This window comes from Saccharothrix longispora, assembly GCF_030852425.1.
In the GTDB taxonomy this organism is placed as follows: Bacteria; Actinomycetota; Actinomycetes; order Mycobacteriales; family Pseudonocardiaceae; genus Actinosynnema; species Actinosynnema longispora.
Map to the genome: position 1 here is coordinate 310,860 of NZ_NSDM01000011.1, position 19,153 is coordinate 330,012.

Sequence of the window (19,153 nt, forward strand, 5' to 3'; positions counted from 1 at the left end):
CCTCCGTCACGATCGCGCGTACGCCGCGGACCTGAAGAACACGGCGGCGGCGCCCCCCGTCAGCGCCGCCGCCCACAGCGGCGCCGCACCGGGTGCGAGCACGCCGGGCACACCGCCGAGCACCACCGCCGGGCCGACCACCAGCGCCGCCCACAGCGACGCGGTGGTGATCGCGGCCCGGCGCACGCCGAGGACGCTGCCGAGCGCGAGCGTCACCGAGGTGACCGCCAGGCACGGGAGCAGCCAGTAGGCCGGGGACGCGCCGGTCAGCCACCCGGCCGCCAGCAGGACCGGCAGCACGACCACGAGCACGGCGAACGTCCGGCGCAGGAGCAGTCGCAGACCGGCGCGCGGCGTCGACACGACCAGCTCGTAGGCCGGGTCGAGGGAGCGCGACCAGGCCCCGGCGACGCCGAGCAGCGGCACGACCGGCGCGAGCAGCAGCACCGCCGACGCCGTCACGCCGCTGGGCGCGACGAGGTCCACGAGCAGCGCCAGGAGCACGACGAACGTGGTCATCGCGAACCACGGCACCAGCGCGGGCGGGGCCCAGCGGGCGAGCGGCCGCCGGTGCGGCGCGGGCGTGCCGGGCGGGTCGAGGTCCGCCCACACGGCCTCGGTCAGCGCCGTGACCCGCGGCGGGGCCGCGTCGGCCAGCCGCAACCGGCACAGCCCGCAGGTCTCCAGGTGCGCCTCGACGGCCCACAGCAGGTCGGCGGGCATGTCGTCGCCCGCGGCGTAGCGGGCGATCAGGTCGGCGGACGCGTGCCCGTCGCCGTTCCGGGGGTCGTTCCCGGGCGCGTGCTCCCTCATGACAGTGCCTCCCGCATCGCGGTGCGCGCCCGCCGAGCGCGGGTCTTGACGGTGCCCTCGGGCACCCCGAGCAGGACGGCGGTCTCGCGCACGGTCAGCCCGTCGAGCACCATCGCCTGGAGGACCTGCCTGAGTTCGGGGGCGAGGTCGCGCAGCGCGCCGCCCACCTCGTCGCCCAGCGCGCCGGCCAGGACCTCGTCCTCGGCGGCGGGGGCGGGGGCGGGGGTCGGGGAGGTGTCGGGCGCCCGGTCCTGCCGGGCGCGCCTGCGGAACGCGTCGACCAGGCGGCGGGCGGCGATCGTCCACAGCCAGCCGACGGCCGTGCCGTCCACCGCCGAGCCCGCGAACGAGCCCGCCGCCTGCCACACCGCCAGGTATGTCTCCTGCATCACCTCGGCGACGACCTGCTCGTCGGAGCACCGGCGGCGCAGGCGCACGGCGAGCCACGGCGACGTCCGCCGGTACAGCTCCTCGAAGGCCGCGCGGTCGCCCCCGGCGACCGCCCGCACCAACCTCTCCTCGTCCACACCCGGCAAGACGACCGGCTGCCCGGACGAGGTTCTCGATTTTACGTGATCTGCGTCACATCAATACCAGCTGTTCTCCTCCGCGGTGGCGCTGGTCTCGGCCTCGGCGGTCGCCCGGTGGGACACCGCGGCGACCGCCTCCGCCAACTCCTTGCGCACGTCACCGCCCTGCTCGGTCTCCACGACGATCACGATCTCGCTCTGCCCGGCGCCGTCCTCGACGACGGTCAGCTCGCCTCGGTAGCCGTTCTCGTCCCACGTCACGACCCGCCTGTCCTGGTCGACGCCCGGGGTCGTCCCGGACAGGCCGGGCAGGTGCTGGGACAGGCTGCCGGGGCGCGCGAGGAACCCGAAGAACTCCTGCGCGGCCATCCCGACCGGCGCGCGGTACTCGTAGCTGGTCATGCCGCCGGGTACCCCGTCAGGCGGGCCTCAGACCTGGTCGAACACCACGCAGGGCGTCCGGGGTCCGGTCGTGCCCGCGCGGCAGGCGGCCGTGAACGCCACCGGGTCCGGCTGGGCGACCGCGACGCGCCACCCGGCCTCCGGCGCCGGCTGCCCGGAGAACGCCCGCCGCGCGCGATCGCTGCCCTCCCGGAACGGGCGCAGCGCGTCGACCTCGGCGAAGTGGACGAGAACCGGTCCGGGAACCGTGCGCGGGCGAGGTGTCGTCGGGGGTGCGGGTCAGCCGGCGGGAGTACCGGGCCGGCACGTCGTGCCCGAGCGACCCGCTGCCGGGCTCGGACTCCGGCAGGTCGCCACGCGCCACGGCTCCTCCGCGTGCGCCATGTCGCTCAGCTCCCGCCTGCCGAAGTGGCCGTACCGCTCGGCCACCGAGCGCACCGCGGTGCGCTCGCGCTCGGCCGGCGCGGCGGGCTCGGACCGGCCCTGGTGGCGGTGGTAGGACCCGGGCACCACCGGGCCGCGCCACCACGCCTCGATCCGGGCGTCGAACAGCGGCTCGTCGTGCCCGGCCAGGTGCCACGCCCGGGCGTGCGGAGGAGCTTCACCGGCGACTCGGACCGGCGTCGAGCACGGCCGCGGCCACGTCGTGGACGTTCGCCATGCCACCGCCAGGCCGTGAGCCGGGAAGACCCGTTCCTCCGGATCACCCGGTCGCGGCAGGGCCGGCGGCCTAGTTCGTGCGCCAGCCCAGGCGGCCGTCGGTCGTGACGAGCGGTTCGCAGTGGCCGAGCGCGCCGCGGTGCTCCAGGGCCGTGGCGATCCCGTCCAGCATCTCGTCGAGGCTCGTCCACTGCGGCTTGGGCATCTCCCCCGCCTCGCGGTCCCACTCGACCACGCAGCCGGACAGCACGCCGGGCCGCAGGTCCACGGCGAGGGCGTCACCGCAGCCGTCGAACGCGATCGGCAGCCACCGGGGGTGGAACCCGGTGGTCGGCGTGCCCGCCTCCGTGGCCGGGTCGCCGGGCCAGAACCGCTCCTTGAGCCGCCACGAGCGCAGCGAGTCCGACGGGCCGAGCGGGGTGTAGAAGGGCGGCAGCACCTCGGCGAACGCCAGGTCGGCGGTGCCGCCGCAGACGGCCCACCACGCACGCAGGTCGTCGGGCGGGTCGAGTCCGGTGGCGGCCACCAGCGCCTCGACGGCGGCGGGGCCCTCGGGGGGCGCGAACACCGCTCGGGTCGAGGGCGCGTGATCGTCGAGCCACGCCACGATCCGTTCCCAATGGCGCACAACACCCACCCCGACATGATCAGGTCGCGATACCCCGCCGCGGTACCGCCCATCGGGGACGATCCGCCGGAACGCGGCACGTCGGCCCGCGCCATCGGGCAGGATCGGCTCGCACGGGCACCCCGGCGACCGGGGGCTCGGGAAGGCACCGCGAGGGGGACGTGAGCGTGGAACGGGGTTTCGGCGTCGACACCGCGGCGCTGTCGGCGTACGGCGGCGCCGCCGCCGGGTTGGCGGGCGAGGTCGGCGAGGTCGGCACGTCGACGTTGGCGGGCACGACGGCGTTGGCCGCGGGCAGCTTCGGGAGGATCGGCGACGAGGTCGGCCTGGGCGCCGCCTTCCAGCGGGCCGCGCAGGCCCAAGTGGACGGTGTCGCCGCGGCGGCCGCCGGGTTGACCGGGTTCGCCGACGCCGTGCGGAAGTCGGGCGAGGCGTACGTGGAGCAGGAAGCGGCGACGGGCGCCGACCTCGGCCGGGCGTACCGGGGCTGACGTGGACGTCGCAGGTTTCCTCGCGGGTCTGGTCCGGCCGATGGAGGACCACCTCGCCCGGCTGGAGGGCGACACCGGCGCCGCGTCGGGCGCGGCCGACGCGTTCGGGCGGGCGTCCTCGGCGCTGACCGAGGTCGACGGCAGGCACACCGGTGCCGCGAACGCCGCGCTGGCCACCTGGTACGGCGAGAAGGCGAACGCGTTCCAGGAGCGGGTGTCGGCGTTCTCCGGCGGGGTGGGCGCGTTGGCGCGCAACGCGACGGCCACCCGGGAGGCGGTGACGACGGCGGTGGACGCGGTGACGTCCGGCCGCACCGCGATCCGGGGGCTCATCGACGAGTTCACCGGGTGGGCCTGGCCCCGGCTCGCGGCCGCCGCGGCGGCGTCGGTGCTGGGCGGGATCGGCGCGGTGCTCGCGGTCGCGGCCGAGGTGACGGCCAAGGCGCGGGAGTACGAGGGGAAGACCGGGCAGGAGCTGGAGCGGGTCCGCGGCGAGCTGACCGCGGTCGTCGCCCTGCTCCAGGGGCTCCGGCAGCCGGACTTCGCCGGGCTCGGGGCTCCGCTGGGTGCCGAGGGCGGCACCACGTCCGTGTCGTCGGTCGGCGACGGCGGGAGCGGCTCCGGCAACGGGAGCGGGAACGGGTCGGGGACCGGTGGCGGGTCCGGCGGCGGCGGTGGGTCGGGCGGCGGCGGTGGGTCGGGCGGCGGGTCGGGCGGTGGCGGCGGCAGCGGTCCGCGGTTGCCGGTGGCCATCCCGCCCCAGCCGGGGACCGGCGTGGGCGTCAACCTGCCGGACGGCAGCTCCGCCGAAGCGCCCAACGAGGTCGCCGCGCAAGCCGTGCGCAACGCGTTGTCGGCGCTGGGCACCCCGTACGTGTGGGGCGGCGCGAACCCGCCGCGGGGAACCGACTGCAGCGGCCTGACGCAGTGGGCGTACGCGGGCGCCGGGTTCGACCTCCCGCGCCCCGCGTCCTCGCAGGCGATGGGCGCCTCCGTGCCGGCCGACCAGCTGCTGCCCGGTGACCTGGTGGTGTGGGACGGGCACGTGGCCATGGTGATCGGCAACGGGCAGATGGTGGAGGCGGGCGACCCGGTGCAGGTCGGCGCGATCCGCACCGGCAACAGCGGCATGTCCTTCTACGGCTTCTACCGACCGACGGGCTGACGACGTGGACGAGGTGGAGAGGGCGGCCCGGCGGGTCGCGGAGGCGGGGCGGCGGGCCGCCGAGCACGTGGCGCGCACGGGACCGGTGTTCGGCCGGGCGTCGTCGCCGGACGGCGCGGTCACCGTGGTGGCGGTCCCGGGAGGACCGCCGCGCGAGGTGCGGGTGTCGCCGGCGGCGCTGCGCATGGGGCCGAGGGCGCTGGCCGACGAGATCCTGCGGGTGTCGCGGCGGGCGTCGCGGGACGCGGCGGACCGGTCGTTGGAGCGGGTCGTCGAGCCGGAGGCGGTGGCCGCGTTGGCGGAGATCGGGTTCGAGCGCGGTCCGGACGAGGACTTCGGCTTCCCGAGGGGTGTGCGGTGAGCGCGGAGGAGAAGCTCGCCGCCGCCGAGGCCCTGACCCGCGTGCTGGCGCGGACGACCGGCAGCGCGGAGCACCCGTCGGGCCTGGCCCGCGTGACGGCGACGGCCGGCGGCGAACTGGTGGCGCTCGACCTGCACCCGGCGGCGTTGGCGCGGGGGCCGCAGGCGGTGGGCGCGCTGGTCGTGGAGACGGCGGCGCTGGCCACCGGGGTGGCGGTGCAGCGGAGCTACGACGAGCTGGCGAAGTCGCTGGGTGACGGCGTGGCGATGGCGGTGGAGGCGTTCGCCGGGCCGCCGCCGTTCGCCCGGGCGGCGCGTCCGCCCGCCGCCGCGGCTCCCGTGGCTTCGGGCCCCGCAGCTTCGGGGCCGGTCCCGCCGGGCCCGGTCGCGCCGGGCCCGTTCTCCCGCCGACCTCGGCCTTCACCCCCCGCGCGCCACCGCGGAGAACCCGGGGAGGTCGACGACGACGACTACTTCGCCGACCCTTTCCGTGGTCAACGGCAGTAGTGGGTGATCGACCCCGTACTCTTGCCCCGCATCGCAAAGGGGCATGGCGTGACCGGGAGGTCGGATGGCACAGGACATCGTCCCGATCGAGCTGGGACTCACCCAGGGTGATGTCGTCACCCTGTGGGCTCCCCGCTGGCGGGAAGAGGGCGAGGAGTGGGAAGCGTTCCTCGGCCACGAGGAGGACCTGTACGTCTTTCCCGATGCCGCGCACCTGGCGGCGTTCGTGCGCACGGCCGAGGAGCACGACCTGGTCGACCACCCGGCGTGGCACGTGGTGCCCGCGCTGACGGTCGGTGAGCTGTCGCCGGACGACAACCACCAGTTCGACCTGGTGGGCGTGCCGGAGCTGGTCGCCGAGGAGCCCGACACCTGGGTCATCGGCGAGCTGGCCGACGTGATCTCGATCGTGCGCTCGCTGGCGGACGTGTGCGACCTGGAGAAGGTGCACGAGATCCTGGACTCGGCGGAGGGCTTCTCGCTGCTGCCGCAGGGCACGTTGCCGTTCACCGGTCGCGAGGGCCAGGCGCTGTGGACCGAGATCGCCCAGGTCGTCTCCGACAAGTGGGACGAGGTGCTCGACGCGATCGACGAGGTCGTGACGACGCCCGACGTGGACGAGACGACGCTGAGGACCACGCGGGAGGAGTTGGCCGCGTTCGAGGAGGCCAACGCCGCCGCCGTCGGGTCGGACGAGGACGACGAGGACTCCGACGAGGAGCCGGTCGGCTTCTGGGGCGAGGTCGGCATCGACCCGATCAAGATCATCACCGGCGCGGGCGAGTACTACACGCTGCGCTGCTACCTGGACGACCAGCCGGTGTTCCTGGGCCGCAAGGGCAAGATCGACGTGTTCGGCTCGCCGCGCGCGCTGGCCCGGTTCATCGTCGAGGCCGACGACAACGACATGAACGAGGTGTCGACCTGGGGCGAGCTGGTCACCAAGGCGACGGGCGGCGACCTGGACGTCGAGGTCGACCCGGACAACGTCTACGTGCTCACCGGTCTGGACGAGGACATCGCCGACGGCCCGGACGCGGTGGACCCGACGCAGCTCGACCTGGTCGTGGAGCTGTTGGAGGACGCCGGCGAGTGGGCCCACGACGACACCGTGAAGGTGGCGCTCAACGGGTCCGAGCGGCTGGGGTGGCTGGTCAACTACGTGCTCAAGCCCGACCCGACGCGGCTGGCGCCCAGTGCGCCGTTCGACGACGAGGTGACGGCGTGGCGCACGCTCGTGGCGCAGTTCGAGGACCGGTTGAAGGTCCACTAGGCGGTTCCACCAGGCGGTGGGGAGGGGGCGGCCTCGCGGGGCCGCCCCCTTCGCTCACCCGCCCAGTTCGTCGAACGCCGGGTTGATCACGTTCCGGATCAGCGCCCCGCGCTCCTCGTGCGTGATGAACGCGGCCTTCGCGGCGTTCGTGGTGAACGCGCGCAGGTCCTCCCAGCCGAAGCCGAAGTGCTCGGCCGCGGTGGCGAGCTCGCCGCTCAGCGACACCTGGCTCATCAGGCGGTTGTCGGTGTTCACGGTGACCCGGAAGCCGAGTTCGTGCATCCGCTTGATCGGGTGCTCGGCGAGGGACGCCACGGCGCCGGTGTGCACGTTCGACGTGGGGCACATCTCCAGCGCGATGCGCCGGTCCCGCACGTAGGCGGCCAGCGGGCCGACCTCGTCGCCCCGGATGTCCTCGGCCAGGCGCACGCCGTGCCCGAGCCGTTCGGCGCCCGCGAGCTGCACGGCCTCCCAGGCCGACTCGACGCCCGCGGCCTCGGCGGCGTGGATGGTGAAGTGCGCGCTCTGCTGCCGCAGGTACTCGAAGGCGGACAGCTCGCGGCTCGGCGGGAACCCGGCCTCGGGGCCCGCGATGTCGAAGCCGACGACCCCCGCGTCCCGGTAGCGGACGACCAGGTCGGCGATGCGCTGCCACCCGTCGTTCTGGCGCATCGCGCAGAGCAGGGTGCCGACGCGGATCGTGCGGCCGGCGGCCTCCTCGCCCTTGCGGAAGCCCTCCTGGACCGCCTCGACGGCCTGTTCGAGGGAGAGGCCCTTGTCGGTGAACAGCTCGGGCGCGTACCGGATCTCGGCGTAGACGACACCGTCGGCGGCGAGGTCCTGCACGGCCTCCGAGGCGACGCGGACCAGCGCCTCCTCGTCCTGCATGACCCCGCAGGTGTGGGCGAAGCCCTCCAGGTAGCGGACCAGCGAGCCGGAGTTGGCGTTGTCGCGGAACCACTCGCCCAGCGTGGCCGGGTCGGTCGTGGGCAGGCCCTGGTGGCCGCAGGCGTCGGCGAGTTCGATCACCGTCTGGGGTCGGAGGCCACCGTCGAGGTGGTCGTGCAGCAGCACCTTCGGCGCGCTGCGGAGGGCCTCCTGGGTAAGCGGGGTCGGCATGGCGTCACCGTATACGGGTGGGTCGCGCGACACGTCGTCCCGCTTGCCGCGTTCGATGATCTTGTTCCGGTATGATCACGTCCTTAACTCGGACGGGTGTGTGTGCAGAACCACTAGATCAGGTTCGTTTGGTTGTTGTGCAGTCGTGATGCAGAACTTTCCGCTACCTCCACCTCGGCTTTAGTCACTCGCACGGCGGATGCTCACGCGACGCAGTCAGACCCGGTCCTGAGGTTACTTTCGGGTAGGGTCGACCTCGGTAACTCGAACGGACTACACGGAAGGTCGAGGCGGGCGGTCCCCGTCGGGGGCTGGTACAGCTTCGAGCCCCAACCTGGTTAGGCTCCCGGAGGTCTCCCCTCCCCTGGACGAAGGCACCCGAGCCGTGAACGAGAACAACAACTCCACGATGTCCTTCGATCGGATGCGCAACATGCTCACGCGCGCCGCGGAGATCCGTGAGAGCGAGCAGCAGCAGATCTTCGACGCACTGGACGAGATCCACGCACGGATGTCCCCGCTCGAGTCGCTGGGTTCCGTTCGCAAGCGCCTGTCCGAGCTGCCCGACCGGACCGAGATCAGCGTGCTGGCCGAGCGGCTGGACGAGGCGCTCGCCAGGTTGGAGGCGCAGGACAACGCCGTCCAGGGCATCGGTCGTGCCGTCGACGGCCTGGTCGACAAGCTGGCCAAGCCGTTCGCGCAGCTCGACGGCCGACTGGACGGGGTGGCCGGTCGGTTCGAGGGCGTCGCGGGCCGCATGGACGGCCTGGAGGACAAGCTCTCCCACATCCACAAGCGGATCGACGACCTCGACCTGCACCTGGACAAGCAGGACACCAAGGTCGACCAGCTCCCGAACGCGATCGTCGCGCCGCTGCGCGAGCGCATCGAGGCCCTGGAGGTCGCGCTGCGCGGTCGCCTGGACGAGGTCGACGAGGGCGTGCACGAGCACCTCGACGGCACCCGCGAGGCGCTCCAGCGGTCGCTCACCGACTCGACGAACGCGCTCCACGGCCGCATCGACGAGACGCGCGACAACATCAACAGCACCCGGGACGGGCTGCACTCCTCGCTCACCGAGACGCGCGACTCGCTGCACTCGTCGCTGGCCGACACGCGGAGCACCGTGACCGGCAAGCTCGACGAGGCGCGCGAGGCGCTGCACGCGGCCCTGGACGAGACGCGCGACCAGGTCGACGCGACGGACCGGCTGGAGGCGCTGGCGCAGCGCCTGGAGCAGGTCACCTCGCGGTTGGACACCATGACCACGCGGCTCGACTCCGTGGAGGACGACTTCGCGGCGCGGTTGGGCGAGCTGTCCGGCGTCGTGGAGCAGGGCATCGCCAAGGTCGAGGGCACGCTGTCCTCGCGGCCCGACGCCGACTCTCTGGCGTCGCTGGTGCGGCGGAGCAACCAGGAGTCGGAGCTGCGGATCGGCGGTCAGCTGGACGAGGCCATGGCCACGTTCGCGGAGCTGATCCTGGGTGGCGGTTCGCCCACCCCGCCGCCGCCCCCCACCGCGCTGCCCCGGCCGCAGCGGCGGACCCGGAAGAACGGGCCCAAGTCCGACGTGCGGGACGACGACGACCTCACGGCCGAGGGCGCCTGACGGTCGGCAGGTCGGCTGACCATCGGCGGATCGCGCCTCGCAGGGGTCCCCGCCACGGGGGCCCCTGCTTCGTCGTGCCCGGGGGTCCGACGATCCCGGCCCCCGCGCGGGGGCCGGGATCGCGAGCTGTGCTCAGCCCCTGATGGTGTCGATGACCAGCGGGGTCGGGCGCGGCGGTTCGTCGCCGATCCCGTGGGCGTCCGCGAGCGTGGCCAGGGCTGCCGGGATGGCCTCGGGGGTGTCGGTGTACAGCTCGAGGAAGGGCTGGCCCTCGGCGAGCCGCTCGCCCGGTTTGGCCAGGCAGAGGATGCCCGCGCCCGCCTGCACCGGGTCCTCCTTGCGGGCCCGGCCCGCGCCCAGGCGCCACGCCGCCACGCCGATCGCGTAGGCGTCCTGCCTGGTCAGGTAGCCGTCGGCGGGGGCGGTCACCACGTGCCGGTGCCCGCCGCGGGGCAGTGCGGCCTCCGGGTCGCCGCCCTGCGCGCGGATCATGCGCGCCCAGGTCTCGTACGCCTCGCCCGAGGCCAGGACGGCTGCCGGGTCGGCGGTGATGCCCGCTCGCGCCAGCATCTCCCGGGCGAGGGCGACCGTCAGGTCGATCACGTCCTGCGGACCCCCGCCCTTGAGGACGTCCACGGACTCCTCCACCTCCACCGCGTTGCCGACCGCCCTGCCGAGGGGGGTGGACATGTCGGTCAGCAGGGCGGAGACGGCCAGGCCGTGGTCCACGCCGATGGAGACCAGGGCCGCCGCCAGGGCACGGGCCCGCTCCTCGGACTTCATGAACGCGCCCGAGCCGACCTTGACGTCCAGGACCAGCGCCTCGGCGCCTTCCGCGATCTTCTTCGACATGATGGAGGAGGCGATCAGGGGGATCGCCTCGACGGTGCCGGTCACGTCGCGGAGGGCGTAGAGCTTCCGGTCCGCCGGGGCCAGGCCCTCGGTCGTCGCGCAGATGACGGCCCCCACCGAGCGGAGCTGCGCCCGGACCTCGTCCACGGACAGCTGCGCCCGCCAGCCGGGGATGGACTCCAGCTTGTCCAGCGTGCCGCCGGTGTGGCCCAGGCCCCGCCCGGAGAGCTGGGGCACCGCCGCGCCGCAGGCCGCCACCAGCGGGGCCAGGGGCAGGGTGATCTTGTCGCCCACGCCGCCGGTGGAGTGCTTGTCGACGGTGGGGCGGCCGACGTCCAGGTGCAGCCGTTCGCCCGAGTCCACCATCGCGCGGGTCCAGCGCGCGGTTTCCCGCGCGGTCATGCCGTTCAGCAGGATGGCCATGGCCAGGGCGGACATCTGCTCGTCCGCCACGAGGCCCTCGGTGTAGGCGTCGACCACCCAGTCGATCTGCTCGTCGGAGAGGGCCCCGCCGTCGCGCTTGGCCCTGATGACGTCCACGGCGGTGTGGTTCACGGCAGGTCTCCGGGTCCGAAGGCGTCGGGCAGGACCTCGGTCATCGGCTTGACGCCGGACGGGGTGTCGATCAGGCAGGTGGGGCCGCCCAGCTCGTAGATCACCTGGCGGCACCGGCCGCAGGGCATGAGCAGGTCGCCCTCTCCGCTGCGGCACGCCAGGGCGACCAGCTTGCCGCCGCCGGTGAGGAAGAGCTGGCCCGCGAGGGTGCACTCGGCGCAGAGCCCGACGCCGTAGGCGGCGTTCTCCACGTTGCAGCCGGTGATGACGCGGCCGTCGTCGCAGACGGCCGCGGCGCCCACCTGGAGGTTCGAGTAGGGGCAGTAGGCGGCTTGGGCGGCCTCGACCGCCTTGGCGCGGAGCGCCTCCCAGTCGACGTCACCCACGGCGGTACACCACGCCGTCGGCCGCGGGCATCCGCAGGCGTTGGGACGCCGCCGCCAGGACGACCAGGGTGACCACGTGCGGGGCGTAGGTGGTCAGCTCGGACGGCACCTCGTCGACGGTGTAGTACACGGCGTAGAGGGCGCCCGCGGCGACGATGCCCGCGGCGGCGGCGAACCAGCGGCGGCGGACGAGCTGCCAGACGACGATGGCCGCGAGCAGCAGGACCGCGCCGTAGATGAGGGCGAGGAACGTCTTGCCGCCGGAGCGGAGCTGGAGGCCGTCGGCGTAGCCGAACAGGGCCGCGCCGCCGAGGAGGCCGCCGGGCCGCCAGTTGCCGAAGATCAGCGCGGCGAGGCCGATGAAGCCGCGGCCGTTGGTCTGCCCCTCCAGGTAGCCCGGTTGGCCCGGGTTGAGGACGAGGGCCGCGCCGCCGATGCCCGCGAGGGCGCCGGAGGCGATGACGGCGACGTACTTGTGCAGGTAGACGTTGACGCCCAGGGACTCGGCGGCGACCGGGTTCTCGCCGCACGAGCGCAGGCGGAGGCCGAAGCGGGTCTTCCACAGCAGCAGGTAGCTGCCGACGACCAGGGCGATGGCGAGCATGGTCAGCGGCGAGACGCCGGTGATCAGGCCGCGGACGATCCCGGCCACGTCGGAGATGCCGACGCGCTGCTGCGCTTCGAGGTCGGCGAGCCAGTCGGAGACGCCCGGCGCCGAGTAGGTGTCGAACTTGGGCACCGCCGGGGACTCGCGCGGGTTGTTCGACAGGGGGAAGAAGATCAGCGTGGAGAGGTACTTCGTGAGGCCCGCGCCCAGGAGGTTGATGGCCACGCCGGAGACGATGTGGTTCACGCCGAACGTGACCGTGGCGAGGGCGTGCAGGAGGCCGCCCAGCGCGCCGAACACGGCCGCCGAGACGAGGGCCGCCCAGGGGCCCCACTGGTAGCCCGCCCACGCGGCGCCCCAGGTGCCCATGATCATCATGCCTTCGAGGCCGATGTTCACGACGCCCGCGCGTTCCGCCCACAGGCCGCCGAGGGCGGCGAGGAGGATCGGGAGCGCGAGGCGGACGGCGGTCTGGATGGTGCCGGTGGAGGTGAGCTGGGGCACGCCGGTCAGGTAGGACGTGGTCGAGAGGAGCACCACGGCCCCGGCCACGCCGAGCGCGCCGACCGCCCAGCCGGGGATGCGCCGGGACTTGCGGGGCGGCGGCACCGTGGTGGGCGCCTCGGAGGGGTTCATCAGGGAAGTACTCATGCCGCACCCACCGTTCCGAGCTGCTTGCCGACCTGGCGCTGCTGCGCGGCCAGTTCGAACCGCCGCACCACCTCGTAGGCGACGACGACGGAGAGGACGATCGCGCCCTGCATGATCGTCACGATCTCGCGGGGCACGCCGACGTTGTCCAGGGCCAGGCCGGACTTGTCCAGGAACGCCCACAGCAGCGCGCCGAACGCGATGCCGCCGGGGTGGTTGCGACCGAGCAGCGCGATGGCGATGCCCGAGAAGCCCAGGCCGGCGGGGAAGTTCAGGTTGTACGTGTGGTCGCGGCCGAGGATCTCGGGCATCGAGACCAGGCCCGCGATCGCGCCGGAGAGCAGCATGGCGATCAGGACCATCTTCTTGGCGTTCACACCGCCCGCGGCGGCGGCCGTGGAGGACTGGCCGGAGGCGCGCAGCTCGAAGCCGAACCGGGTGCGGTTCATCATCACCCAGTAGCCGATGCCGAGCGCCGCGGCCAGGAAGACCAGCCCGAACACGGTGCCGGACGAGCCGAAGGAGATGCCGGGCACCCAGCCGCTCTCCGGGATCTCCGGGGTGCGGATGTTGTTGCCGCGCAGCTCGCCGAACACGTCGGAGCCGATGAGGTAGGCCGCGAGGCCCAGCGCGAGGCCGTTCATCATGATCGTGGAGATGACCTCGTTGACGCCCCGGGTCACCTTGAGGATCGCCGGGACGGCGGCCCACAGGGCGCCGGCGACGGCGGCGGTCAGGATGATCACCAGGGCGTGGATGCCGGGCGGCAGCGCGATCGAGCCGCCGACGACCGCGGCGACGACGGCCGCGACGCGGTACTGGCCCTCGACGCCGATGTTGAACAGGTTCATCTGGAACCCGATCGCGACGGCGAGCGCCGCGATGTAGTACGTCCCGGTGCTGTTGACGATGTCGACGGCCGTGGTGCCCTGGCCGACCTGCGACACCATGACCCCGAACGCCCGCAGCGGGTTCGCGCCGGACACGACCAGCGCGATGCCGCACAGCAGGGCGGAGAACAGGATCGCCAGCACCGGCGGCAGCAGTTTGCCGCGCAAGATTCCCATTACTCGCCTTCCACTTCCGCACCGGGCCGGGCCGCGGTGGCGCCCGTGCCCGTGCCCGCACCGGTCATCGCGCTGCCGAGGTCCTCGGGGGTCACCGTGGCCGGGTCGGCGTCGGCCACGAGCCGGCCGCGCAGCATCACCCGGATGGTGTCGGACAGCCCGATCAGCTCGTCCAGGTCGGCCGAGATCAGCAGCACGGCGAGGCCCCGCGCGCGGGCGTTCTTGATCTCGTCCCAGATCAGGGCCTGTGCGCCGACGTCCACGCCCCGGGTCGGGTGGGACGCGATGAGCAGCACCGGGTCGCCGGACAGCTCGCGGCCCACCACGAGCTTCTGCTGGTTGCCGCCCGACAGGGCGGCGGCGGCCACGTCGATGCCGGGCGTGCGCACGTCGAACTCCTCGACGATCCGCCGGGTGTCCTCCTTGGCCCCGGCGAGGTCGAGCCACTGGCCCTTGGCGACGGGTCGGCGGGTCTGGTGGCCGAGGATGCGGTTGGCCCACAGCGGCTGCTCCAGCAGCAGGCCCTGGCGGTGGCGGTCCTCGGGGACGTAGCCGATGCCGGCCTCGCGGCGCTGGAGGGTGCTCGCCCGGGTCAGGTCGCGGTCGTTCAGCAGCACGCGGCCGTGGTGCGCCCGGCGGATGCCCATGATCGTCTCGACCAGCTCGGTCTGCCCGTTGCCCTCGACGCCGGCGATGCCGACGACCTCGCCGGCCCGCACCTCCAGGTCGATGCCGTCGAGGACGGGGCGGGTGCCCTCCTCGGCGACCAGGCCGAGGTTCTCGACCTTGAGCACGACGCGGTCGGTCACGGTGGACTCGCGCGTCTCGGGGCTGGGCAGCTCGCTGCCGACCATCATCTCGGCGAGTTGGCGGGAGCTGACGGTCTTCGGGTCGACGGTGCCGACGGTCGTGCCGCGGCGGAGCACCGTGGCGGAGTCGGCGATGGCGCGGACCTCGTCGAGCTTGTGCGAGATGAACAGGAACGTGAAGCCCTGCTCCCGCATGCCGCGCAGGGTGGCGAACAGCTCGTCCACCTCCTGGGGCACGAGCACGGCGGTCGGCTCGTCGAGGATGATCACCTTGGCGCCCCGGTAGAGGACCTTGAGGATCTCGACGCGCTGCCGGTCGGCCACGCCGAGCCGTTCGACCAGGACGCCGGGGTCCACGGTCAGGCCGGTGGCCTCCGCCAGCTCCTGGATGCGCCTGCGCGCCTTGCCGCCGATGCCGTGCAGGGACTCCGCGCCGAGCACGACGTTCTCCTGCACGGTCAGGTTGTCGGCCAGCATGAAGTGCTGGTGCACCATGCCGATGCCCGCCTTGATGGCGTCGGCCGGGGTGCGGAACCGGACCTGTCTGCCGGCCACCTCGATGGTGCCCTCGTCGGGCTGCTGCATCCCGTAGAGGATCTTCATCAGGGTGGACTTGCCCGCGCCGTTCTCACCGCACAGGGCGTGCACCTCGCCGGCCTGCACGCTCAGGTGGACGTCGCTGTTGGCGACGACACCGGGGAAGCGCTTGGTGATGCCCGACAGGACGACGGCAGGGGTGGTAGTGCTCATGGAAGCTCCGTCAGTTCTCCGGCTGCGCCGGGGCTAACCACGCACCGAGCCCTGCGAGGGTGCTCGCAGGGCCCGGTGCGCCGGAGGCCGGATTGGGGTGGGGCCCGACGGGGCGGCGCCCGGTGGGCCGGCCCGATGGGTCAGGGCGTGGACTTGACGGTGATCTTGCCCTCGATGATCTGGGCCTTGTAGCCCTCCAGGACCTCCTGGAGCGCCGCGTCGATCTTGCCGCCGGAGGTGGAGTAGCCGACGCCGTCGACCTTCAGGTCGAACACCTTCGGCAGGCTCGCCAGGTCGTTCTTGGCGACCGCGCCCACGAAGTCGTACACCGCGACGTCGACGCGCTTGAGCATGGACGAGACGATCACGTCCTTGGACTCCGCGACGGTGGTCTGGTTGTACTGGTCGGAGTCGACGCCGATGGCCTTGACGTTGGCCGTCTTGGCGGCGGAGAACACGCCCTTGCCGGACGCGCCGGCCGCGTGGTACAGCACGTCGGCGCCGGCCTCGATCTGGCCGGTCGCGGCCTCCTGGCCCTTGGTCGGGTCCTGGAAACCGGTGAAGTCACCGGCGGGGGTGAGGTACTTCTCCTCGATCTTGACGTCCGGCGCGGCGGCCTTGGCGCCCTGCTCGAAGCCAGCCTGGAACTTCTGGATCAGCGGGATCTCCACGCCGCCCACGAAGCCGACGTGGCAGGACTTGGACTGGTAGGCGGCGATGACGCCGGCCAGGAAGGAACCCTGCTCCTCGGCGAACACCAGCGGCGTCACGTTGGCCGCGCCCTCGACGGCGCCGTCCACGATCGCGAACTTGACGTCCGGGAACTCCGGCGCCACGACCTTCAGCGACTCGGCGTACGCGAAGCCGACGCCGATGATCGGGCTGAAGCCCTCACTGGCGAGCTGGCGCAGCCGGGTCTGCTTGGCGTCCTCCGCCTCGTTCGGGGCGGCGGTCAGCTCCTTGACGTTCTCCGGCTTGATGCCGTAGTCGGCCTTGGCCTTGTCCAGGCCCGCCGCGGCGGAGTCGTTGAACGACGCGTCGCCCCGGCCGCCGATGTCGTAGGCCAGACCCACCTTCAGGGCGCTGCCGTCGATCTTCTCGCCGGCGTTGGACGCGCTGGAGGTCGCCGAGGCGGCGGCCGGCTTGTCGGCCAGCTTGCAGCCCTCGGCGGTGTTGGTCGACCCGGACCCGCCGGTGTTGCCACCGGTGTCCTTGGCGCACGCGGCCATCGACAGAACGCTGGTCAACGCGACCGCGGCCACCGCTAGGCCACGCATACGACGACGCACAGCTCGTCTCCCTCCCTGCTCAGTGAGCAGACCAATCCCGACGGCCATGTCGGGTTCCGAGTGGCGAACCGTACCCCGTGGTAATGACGCCCGCGCACCTACCGGCCCGCCGTGACCTAATCGTTGGTGCGACCGGGCGACACCGCCACTCGGCGTGATCCCCCGTGTTCCGCGCGTCGCACTCCGTCACGCAGGGTAAATTGGTGAACCACCGCCCGCGCTCCCCCGTAACCCCTGGTGGAGGTCGGGGCCAACGGCGGGGTCCCGGCCTTCGCCTCGCATACGGCGTTCCGCAGCGTCATCGCCCGGTTAGCCCGTTGGTGACGCGTTGGGCGCGCGTTGGTGGGTGGAGGTGCACTCCAGGCTGCACCGGTATCCACCCCAGGAGGACGACCTTGGACCCCCAGCAGTGGCTCGACAACTTCGAGGCAAAGCTGGCCGACCTCCAGCGCAAGTCGGCGGACCTCCAGGAGAACTTCGAGAACTCCCAGGCCACGGCCACCAGCCAGGACGGCTCGGTGACCGTCACGGTCGGTCCGAACGGGGGCCTGCTCAACCTCCAACTGGGGCACCGCGCCGTCGAACTGGGCGCCGCCCGCCTGACCGCGGTCATCCTCCAGACCGCCCGCACCGCGCAGAAGCAGGCCGCGCAGAAGGTGATGGAGGCGTTCGAGCCGCTGGGCGAGGGCACCGAGGCCATGCGCATGGTCAGCGACTCGATCCCGGACGACGACCAGTCGCAGGTCGACGACCACGACTACGCCGAGCCGGACCCCGAGCCGGAACCGGAGCCCGCCCGCGCGACGCCGCCGTACGCGTCCCGGCAGATGCAGATGCCCGCGCGCCCTGCCCGCAGGTCGCCCGCGGACGACGACGACGACGAGAACCAGCCCTGGTGACGAGGAAGGTCTGAACCATGCCTGAAACCCCCATCGCCTCGCCCCCGGGGATGGAGATCACCGAGGAGAACAAGTTCAAGGGGTCGCTGTTCATCTCGGCCTGGGACGAGATGATCACGAGCATCGGCAAGGACGCCGAGACCGAGACGGAGAAGGCGCTCGACATCACCTTCGCCGCGATCGGCACGGCGTCGTCGATGGCGATGCTCGCCGTCGACCCCTTCGGCACGATCCTCGGCGCGGGCATCGGCTGGCTGATCGAGCACGTGAGCTTCCTCAAGGAGCCGCTCGACCAGCTCATGGGCGACCCCGAGGAAATCAACGCCAACGTCGAGGCGACGAAGGCGCAGGCCGCCGAGATCCGGGTGCTGGCCGAGGACCACCGCAGCGGGCTGGCCACGTTCGACGGGTGGTCCGGCGCGTCGTCCGAGGCGTTCAAGACCAACATGGACAGCATGGGCCAGGAGCTGGACGCGCTGGCCAACGCGGTCGAGCAGAAGGCGAAGATCGTCGCGATCTGCGGCGTGCTGGTGTCGGTGCTGCGCGACATCGTGCGCGACCTGATCGCCCAGCTGCTCGGGTCGCTGCTGGCGGGCGCGCTGATCGCCGCCGCCACCGCGATCATCACGTTCGGCGCGTCGATCGCCGCCTACATCGGCTTCGCGGTCGGCAAGGCCGTGGCGCTCGGCGTGAACATCGCGTCCCGCATCGCCCGCCTGACCGCCGCGCTCACCCGCCAGATGGGCCGGATCAAGAACCTCGACGAGATCACCGAGAAGGTCGGCAAGGGCTGGAACCGGTTCGAGAACATCGCCGACGTCGCCGAGGTCGGCTACGAGTCGTGGAAGGCGCAGAAGGGCGTCGACCGCGAGATCGACAAGGCGCTCGCCAAGGACGCGCAGGACGACAAGGTCACCGAGGCCAACAACAAGGCCGAAGAGGCCAACAAGAAGTACGAAGAGGCCAAGGCGGCGGAGACCAAGGCCGCCGAGGAGGCCAAGAAGGCCAACGAGGCGCTGAACACCGCCTCGGAGAAGGCCGCCGCCGCGAACGACAAGGTCGGTTCGGCCATCGACGAGGCCAACGCCGCCGCCGCGCGCGGCGACCAGGCCGGGTACGACGCCGCGATGGCGAAGTACGAGTCGGCCAAGACCGAGGCCGACGCGGCCCGCTCGGACGCCGCGAAGGCCGCCGAGGCCGCCGCGAAGGAGAGCCGGGACGTCGCCGACGCCGCGAAGGCCAGCAACGACGCGTTGAACGCGGCGAAGCCGTCGGACGAGGCCGCGAAGGCCGCGTACGAGGAGTACAAGAAGAACAACCCGGGCCCGGACGACCCCGGCCGCACGTCCGCCGAGACCGACATGTCGTCGAAGAACGACGCGGCGAAGGCGGCGAACGCCACGTACGAGCAGGCCAACGTGGACTTCGCGGCGGCCAACGCGGCGGCCGCCGAGGCCAACGCCAAGGCGTTCGCGTCGGGCGACGACGCCGACATCAAGGCCGCGGAGGAAGCGTCGAAGAAGGCCGAGCAGGCCGGCGCCGCGGTCGAGAAGGCGGCGGACGACGCGAAGGCCGCCGGTGAGGCCGCGAAGTCCAGCTACGACGCCTACCAGGAGAAGTACTCCCAGAACAGCGGCGGCACGAACGGCAGCAACTCGGTCACCACCTGAGGCCTCGTGCCCACCGGCCCACGAGGTCCGGTGTGCACGAGAGCCCGGTCACGGTCCAAGA

The 19,153-nt window shown here is 72.8% G+C and carries 20 protein-coding genes; 8 read left to right on the forward strand and 12 right to left on the reverse strand.

Annotated features, from left to right (window positions below; genetic code table 11):
• Nucleotides 1-6: 6 nt before the first annotated feature.
• The 5 genes from CKY47_RS25415 to CKY47_RS25435 all read right to left on the reverse strand — a co-directional run bounded on the left by CKY47_RS25415 (nt 7) and on the right by CKY47_RS25435 (nt 3,033).
• Nucleotides 7-813 (reverse strand): cupin domain-containing protein, encoded by an 807-nt coding sequence (locus tag CKY47_RS25415; RefSeq protein ID WP_306748654.1) that lies wholly within the window; start codon nt 811-813, stop codon nt 7-9.
• Entirely contained in the window at nt 810-1,322 is a 513-nt protein-coding gene (locus CKY47_RS25420; RefSeq protein ID WP_306748655.1) for an RNA polymerase sigma factor, read from the reverse strand. The genes CKY47_RS25415 and CKY47_RS25420 overlap by 4 nt, the downstream gene beginning before the upstream one ends.
• 78 nt (nt 1,323-1,400) lie before the next feature.
• Entirely contained in the window at nt 1,401-1,745 is a 345-nt protein-coding gene (locus CKY47_RS25425) for a hypothetical protein (RefSeq protein WP_306748656.1), read from the reverse strand.
• A gap of 279 nt (nt 1,746-2,024) precedes the next feature.
• On the reverse strand, nt 2,025-2,411 hold the full coding sequence (locus tag CKY47_RS25430) for a Panacea domain-containing protein (RefSeq protein ID WP_306748658.1): 387 nt from the start codon (nt 2,409-2,411) through the stop codon (nt 2,025-2,027).
• Between the two features lie 64 nt (nt 2,412-2,475).
• Entirely contained in the window at nt 2,476-3,033 is a 558-nt protein-coding gene (locus CKY47_RS25435) for an SMI1/KNR4 family protein (RefSeq protein WP_306748660.1), read from the reverse strand.
• Nucleotides 3,034-3,200: 167 nt separating this feature from the next.
• On the opposite strand from CKY47_RS25435, the gene CKY47_RS25440 reads away from it, so the two are divergent.
• The 5 genes from CKY47_RS25440 (at nt 3,201) to CKY47_RS25460 (ending at nt 6,829) form a co-directional block, all read left to right on the forward strand.
• The gene (locus CKY47_RS25440; protein WP_306748661.1) at nt 3,201-3,524 is read left to right on the forward strand and encodes a hypothetical protein; all 324 of its coding nucleotides are present in this window, start codon (nt 3,201-3,203) and stop codon (nt 3,522-3,524) included.
• 1 nt (nt 3,525) lies between these two features.
• A complete protein-coding gene (locus tag CKY47_RS25445; RefSeq protein WP_306748662.1) occupies nt 3,526-4,689 on the forward strand; it encodes a bifunctional WXG100 family type VII secretion target/C40 family peptidase in 1,164 nt (387 codons plus the stop codon).
• Between the two features lie 4 nt (nt 4,690-4,693).
• Nucleotides 4,694-5,050 (forward strand): YbaB/EbfC family nucleoid-associated protein, encoded by a 357-nt coding sequence (locus CKY47_RS25450; RefSeq protein WP_306748663.1) that lies wholly within the window; start codon nt 4,694-4,696, stop codon nt 5,048-5,050.
• A complete protein-coding gene (locus CKY47_RS25455; RefSeq protein ID WP_306748665.1) occupies nt 5,047-5,556 on the forward strand; it encodes a YbaB/EbfC family nucleoid-associated protein in 510 nt (169 codons plus the stop codon). The genes CKY47_RS25450 and CKY47_RS25455 overlap by 4 nt, the downstream gene beginning before the upstream one ends.
• A 64-nt stretch (nt 5,557-5,620) precedes the next feature.
• On the forward strand, nt 5,621-6,829 hold the full coding sequence (locus tag CKY47_RS25460) for a SatS C-terminal domain-containing protein (protein ID WP_306748667.1): 1,209 nt from the start codon (nt 5,621-5,623) through the stop codon (nt 6,827-6,829).
• Nucleotides 6,830-6,883: 54 nt separating this feature from the next.
• Here the strand turns inward: CKY47_RS25460 and CKY47_RS25465 are convergent, their stop codons facing one another.
• Entirely contained in the window at nt 6,884-7,948 is a 1,065-nt protein-coding gene (locus CKY47_RS25465; protein ID WP_306748668.1) for an adenosine deaminase, read from the reverse strand.
• Between the two features lie 409 nt (nt 7,949-8,357).
• On the opposite strand from CKY47_RS25465, the gene CKY47_RS25470 reads away from it, so the two are divergent.
• On the forward strand, nt 8,358-9,557 hold the full coding sequence (locus tag CKY47_RS25470; RefSeq protein WP_306748669.1) for a coiled-coil domain-containing protein: 1,200 nt from the start codon (nt 8,358-8,360) through the stop codon (nt 9,555-9,557).
• A gap of 132 nt (nt 9,558-9,689) precedes the next feature.
• Here the strand turns inward: CKY47_RS25470 and CKY47_RS25475 are convergent, their stop codons facing one another.
• The 6 genes from CKY47_RS25475 to CKY47_RS25500 form a co-directional block, all read right to left on the reverse strand.
• Complete coding sequence (locus CKY47_RS25475; protein ID WP_306748670.1) at nt 9,690-10,964, reverse strand: thymidine phosphorylase; 1,275 nt, start codon at nt 10,962-10,964, stop codon at nt 9,690-9,692.
• Nucleotides 10,961-11,350 carry a cytidine deaminase gene (locus CKY47_RS25480; protein WP_306748671.1) on the reverse strand — a complete coding sequence of 130 codons (390 nt, stop codon included), beginning with the start codon at nt 11,348-11,350 and terminating at the stop codon, nt 10,961-10,963. Before CKY47_RS25480 ends, CKY47_RS25475 begins: the two co-directional genes overlap by 4 nt.
• Nucleotides 11,343-12,608 (reverse strand): ABC transporter permease, encoded by a 1,266-nt coding sequence (locus CKY47_RS25485; protein ID WP_306748673.1) that lies wholly within the window; start codon nt 12,606-12,608, stop codon nt 11,343-11,345. The genes CKY47_RS25480 and CKY47_RS25485 overlap by 8 nt, the downstream gene beginning before the upstream one ends.
• Nucleotides 12,605-13,675 (reverse strand): ABC transporter permease, encoded by a 1,071-nt coding sequence (locus CKY47_RS25490; protein WP_306748675.1) that lies wholly within the window; start codon nt 13,673-13,675, stop codon nt 12,605-12,607. Before CKY47_RS25490 ends, CKY47_RS25485 begins: the two co-directional genes overlap by 4 nt.
• On the reverse strand, nt 13,675-15,234 hold the full coding sequence (locus CKY47_RS25495; RefSeq protein ID WP_306748677.1) for an ABC transporter ATP-binding protein: 1,560 nt from the start codon (nt 15,232-15,234) through the stop codon (nt 13,675-13,677). Before CKY47_RS25495 ends, CKY47_RS25490 begins: the two co-directional genes overlap by 1 nt.
• A gap of 140 nt (nt 15,235-15,374) precedes the next feature.
• A complete protein-coding gene (locus tag CKY47_RS25500; protein ID WP_306748679.1) occupies nt 15,375-16,511 on the reverse strand; it encodes a BMP family lipoprotein in 1,137 nt (378 codons plus the stop codon).
• A gap of 407 nt (nt 16,512-16,918) precedes the next feature.
• Between CKY47_RS25500 and CKY47_RS25505 the strand changes: the two genes are divergently transcribed.
• Together CKY47_RS25505 and CKY47_RS25510 are read left to right on the forward strand one after the other, a co-directional pair.
• Complete coding sequence (locus CKY47_RS25505; protein WP_306748680.1) at nt 16,919-17,422, forward strand: YbaB/EbfC family nucleoid-associated protein; 504 nt, start codon at nt 16,919-16,921, stop codon at nt 17,420-17,422.
• A gap of 17 nt (nt 17,423-17,439) precedes the next feature.
• Nucleotides 17,440-19,092, forward strand: coding sequence for a WXG100 family type VII secretion target (locus CKY47_RS25510; protein WP_306748681.1), 1,653 nt, complete (start codon nt 17,440-17,442; stop codon nt 19,090-19,092).
• Nucleotides 19,093-19,153: the final 61 nt, after the last annotated feature.

Coding starts and splice junctions, on each gene's coding strand:
- CKY47_RS25415 (WP_306748654.1), bottom strand. CDS start 813: ATGAGGGAGCACGCGCCCGGGAACGACCCCCGGAACGGCGACGGGCAC.
- CKY47_RS25425 (WP_306748656.1), bottom strand. CDS start 1,745: ATGACCAGCTACGAGTACCGCGCGCCGGTCGGGATGGCCGCGCAGGAG.
- CKY47_RS25460 (WP_306748667.1), top strand. CDS start 5,621: ATGGCACAGGACATCGTCCCGATCGAGCTGGGACTCACCCAGGGTGAT.
- CKY47_RS25465 (WP_306748668.1), bottom strand. CDS start 7,948: ATGCCGACCCCGCTTACCCAGGAGGCCCTCCGCAGCGCGCCGAAGGTG.
- CKY47_RS25470 (WP_306748669.1), top strand. CDS start 8,358: ATGTCCTTCGATCGGATGCGCAACATGCTCACGCGCGCCGCGGAGATC.
- CKY47_RS25485 (WP_306748673.1), bottom strand. CDS start 12,608: ATGAGTACTTCCCTGATGAACCCCTCCGAGGCGCCCACCACGGTGCCG.
- CKY47_RS25490 (WP_306748675.1), bottom strand. CDS start 13,675: ATGGGAATCTTGCGCGGCAAACTGCTGCCGCCGGTGCTGGCGATCCTG.
- CKY47_RS25495 (WP_306748677.1), bottom strand. CDS start 15,234: ATGAGCACTACCACCCCTGCCGTCGTCCTGTCGGGCATCACCAAGCGC.
- CKY47_RS25500 (WP_306748679.1), bottom strand. CDS start 16,511: ATGCGTGGCCTAGCGGTGGCCGCGGTCGCGTTGACCAGCGTTCTGTCG.
- CKY47_RS25510 (WP_306748681.1), top strand. CDS start 17,440: ATGCCTGAAACCCCCATCGCCTCGCCCCCGGGGATGGAGATCACCGAG.